The following is a 3,491-nucleotide window of genomic DNA, read 5'->3' as shown; positions in this document are numbered from 1 at the left end:
CTCCTGAAGATAGGTCAGAAGGCGTAAACCTTATTCAGGACGGGACACTGAACACAAAAAAGCCCCACCCGGCCTACGCCAAATGGGGCTTTTACTGACTATCGCGCCTTACGCGACGTTCATAGTCTTGTGCGTCTCAATCAAATGCGCGACCACACCTGGGTCCGCCAGAGTGGAGATATCGCCCAACCCGTCATACTCGGCCGTGGCAATCTTGCGCAGGATACGGCGCATGATTTTCCCCGACCGCGTCTTCGGCAAGCCCGGTGCCCACTGGATCACGTCCGGCGAAGCAATCGGCCCGATCTCCTTGCGCACCCAGTTTTTCAGCTCCAGGCGCAGGGCTTCGTTGGGTTCTTCGCCGTTCTTGAGGGTGACATACACATAGATGCCCTGGCCCTTGATGTCGTGGGGTACACCGACAACGGCAGCCTCGGCGACTTTCGGGTGGGCAACCATGGCGCTTTCGATTTCGGCGGTGCCCATGCGGTGGCCAGACACGTTCAACACGTCGTCCACGCGACCGGTGATCCAGTAGTAACCGTCTTCGTCACGACGCGCACCGTCACCGGTGAAGTACATGCCACGGAAGGTCTTGAAGTAGGTGTCAACGAAGCGGTCATGGTCGCCGTACAACGTACGTGCCTGGCCTGGCCACGAATCGAGGATTACCAAGTTGCCTTCGGCAGCGCCTTCGATCAGGTTGCCCAGGTTATCCACCAGCGCCGGCACCACGCCGAAGAACGGCCGTGCCGCCGAACCCGGCTTGAGCGCATGGGCGCCCGGCAGCGGGCTCATCATGTTGCCGCCAGTTTCGGTCTGCCACCAGGTGTCGACAATCGGGCAACGGGATTGGCCGACGTTCTTGTAGTACCAGTCCCACGCTTCCGGGTTGATCGGCTCACCCACCGAACCGAGCAGACGCAGGCTGCTGCCGTCTGCGCCTTCGCACGCAGCAGTGCCGGATGCCATCATGGCGCGGATTGCAGTCGGTGCGGTGTAGAGGATATTGACCTTGTGCTTGTCGACGATCTTCGCCACCCGCGTGATATCCGGGTAGTTCGGCACGCCTTCGAACAGCAGCGTGGTCGCGCCATTGGCCAGCGGGCCGTAGACAATATACGTGTGGCCGGTGACCCAGCCGACGTCGGCGGTGCACCAGTAGATTTCGCCTGGGCGGTAGTCGAACACGCGCTCATGGGTCAGGGACGCATACAGCAGGTAGCCGCCGGTGGTGTGCTGCACGCCCTTGGGCTTGCCGGTGGAACCCGAGGTGTAGAGGATGAACAGCGCTTCTTCGGCGCCCATCTCTTTTGGCGCACACACAGTGCCCGCCACTTTCATCAGGTCTTCGTACCAGATGTCGCGATGCTGGTTCCACTTAATGTTGCCATTGGTGCGCTTGCAGACGATGACCTTCTGGATGCTGCTGGTTTCCGGGTTGGTCAGGGCGTCGTCGACGTTGGCCTTCAGCGGAATCTTCTTACCGGCGCGGATGCCTTCGTCGGCGGTGATCACGACCTTCGACTTACAGTCGATGATGCGACCGGCCAGGGCCTCCGGCGAGAAACCGCCAAACACCACGGAGTGAATCGCGCCGATGCGGGTACACGCCAGCATGGCGACCACGGCTTCGGGGATCATCGGCATATAGATAGTCACCACGTCGCCGCGGTGCACATCCTGGCCGCGCAGGGCGTTGGCGAACTTGCAGACTTCCTCATGCAGCTCACGGTAGGTGATGGTGCGGCTCTCGGCAGGGTCATCGCCCTCCCAGATGATGGCGGCCTGGTCACCGCGCTCGGCGAGGTGACGGTCCAGGCAGTTGTAGGAAACGTTCAGGGTGCCATCGGCGAACCACTTGATGTCGACATGGTGATCGTCGAACGAGGTCTGCTTCACCGTGGTGAAAGGCTTGATCCAGTCAAGGCGCTTGGCTTGCTCGCGCCAGAAGCCATCGGGGTTGACCACCGACTGCTGGTACATGGCCTTGTAGGTCGCCTCGTCGGTCAGCGTGTTGGCTGCTACTTCGGGGCGAACGGGGTACAGGGAAGCCGCACTCATCTTTCTTACCTCGGTGACATAGTTGTTGTTGTATGGCCCTGTTGTAGCCGGGGCCGACCTATAGAACCATTCGACGATGGTAGTAACAAGCCCCTACAAATTGCCCTGATATCCCCTTGTGCACGTCTAGCCCGCGGGCTGCGGCGCTTCGCGGCTTTGTGAAAAAAGCTTTACCACGGGATTGTTACAAAAACCGCCAATAGTGTTTATCAAAAGTACGGGTATATGAATATAACCCGGGGGCCTAAAATCAACTCCGCCAACAAGGCACTGTGATTAACAACGCAACAGCCCCCACGAAGGCAACGTTAATCCGAACTTCCCAACTTTTAAGTTACACACGCGGCCTCACAAGGGCCCCGTGACCCCACTCGCCCTGAATAAGGTAAATAGAGAAATGAAAGCTTTAGTAGTTATGGCCCTCAGCAGCTTGTGCGCCACCGCCGCCCTGGCCGACGAAGCCCCGACTGACGTAGCTAGCCGCAACACCCCGATCGTCGAGGACTACACTTACAGCACCCACTTGGATGTTGCCAAAGTATTGTCCATGAGCACTATCCCGGAAGTCTGCGAAGTTGTACCGGTGAAGATGGAATATGAAGACTCACAAGGTCAGCGTCATATTCTTAATTACCACGTGATGGGTAATGGTTGCTCTAACGGGTAATAACCTGATGCGTTCGATCTGAACCTGATCTTATTCGCCGCAAGAAATCGTTCTTGCGGCAAAGAACCCGCCCCCTCCTCACCTCGTTGTGCCCCCTCGAAAAAAATCCCGCCGCTCGTCCCTCCGGCCAACCCCAGCAAACCCGCGTCTTGGCTTGAAAAGCAGGCTTTTTGTCTGCGATCCGTGACCATCCGCCACAACACAAAGTCGATTTTTTCCCTATAATGCGCGGGTAAATCGGGCCTGCAATATCCCTTTACACTGGGATGAAGAGCCAGACCTGAGGCCTCCCGCGGGAGCAAGCACCTACCGCTCCGCACCTCAAGCCTCACGCAGACCACCCGTAACCCTATTCCGTTTAATGCGTGCGCTAGCTGCAACAAACGATTCCTTAAGATCCACCGCGGCCTCAGGGCCGTGTGAACACCCAACCATCCGGTTTCACACGGGCACCTTTGAGCCCTCACGCAGGAGACGACACGTCATGCTGAGCTGGGACGAATTCGACAAAGAAGAAGAAGGCGAAGTAGCCACCAAAGGCGCCAACGCCGGCCACGCCACCGAAGCCAACATGGATCGCCTCGACGGTGCTGGCGCCGCCGCCGCCATCGAAGCCCGCGCCGTCACCGCCAGTGACTCCGCCGCCATCGTGCGCGCCAAAGCCGCCCTCGACAAACTCGACGTCGCCGAAGGCCTCGCCGAGCTGGAAGGCTCCGCCGCCCGCGTCGCCGTTGACGAAAAACGCATGATCAACTGCCGT

The 3,491-nt window shown here is 59.0% G+C and carries 2 protein-coding genes and 1 pseudogene; 2 read left to right on the top strand and 1 reads right to left on the bottom strand.

Annotated elements, in window-relative coordinates; translation table 11 throughout:
- Positions 1-108: 108 nt before the first annotated feature.
- Positions 109-2,064 carry an acetate--CoA ligase gene (gene acs / locus H096_RS26065; protein WP_033902234.1) on the bottom strand — a complete coding sequence of 652 codons (1,956 nt, stop codon included), beginning with the start codon at positions 2,062-2,064 and terminating at the stop codon, positions 109-111.
- A gap of 397 nt (positions 2,065-2,461) precedes the next feature.
- Between acs and H096_RS26060 the strand changes: the two genes are divergently transcribed.
- Entirely contained in the window at positions 2,462-2,731 is a 270-nt protein-coding gene (locus H096_RS26060; protein ID WP_033902233.1) for a DUF2790 domain-containing protein, read from the top strand.
- A 484-nt stretch (positions 2,732-3,215) separates the two neighbouring features.
- Positions 3,216-3,491, top strand: a pseudogene (locus H096_RS26055) (ribonucleotide-diphosphate reductase subunit beta); the annotation flags it as partial.

The organism is Pseudomonas sp. FH1, assembly GCF_000510895.2.
GTDB lineage: Bacteria > Pseudomonadota > Gammaproteobacteria > Pseudomonadales > Pseudomonadaceae > Aquipseudomonas > Aquipseudomonas azotoformans_A.
The sequence above is the reverse complement of the archived record's forward strand: the minus strand, read 5'-3'. Positions and strand labels throughout refer to the sequence as shown.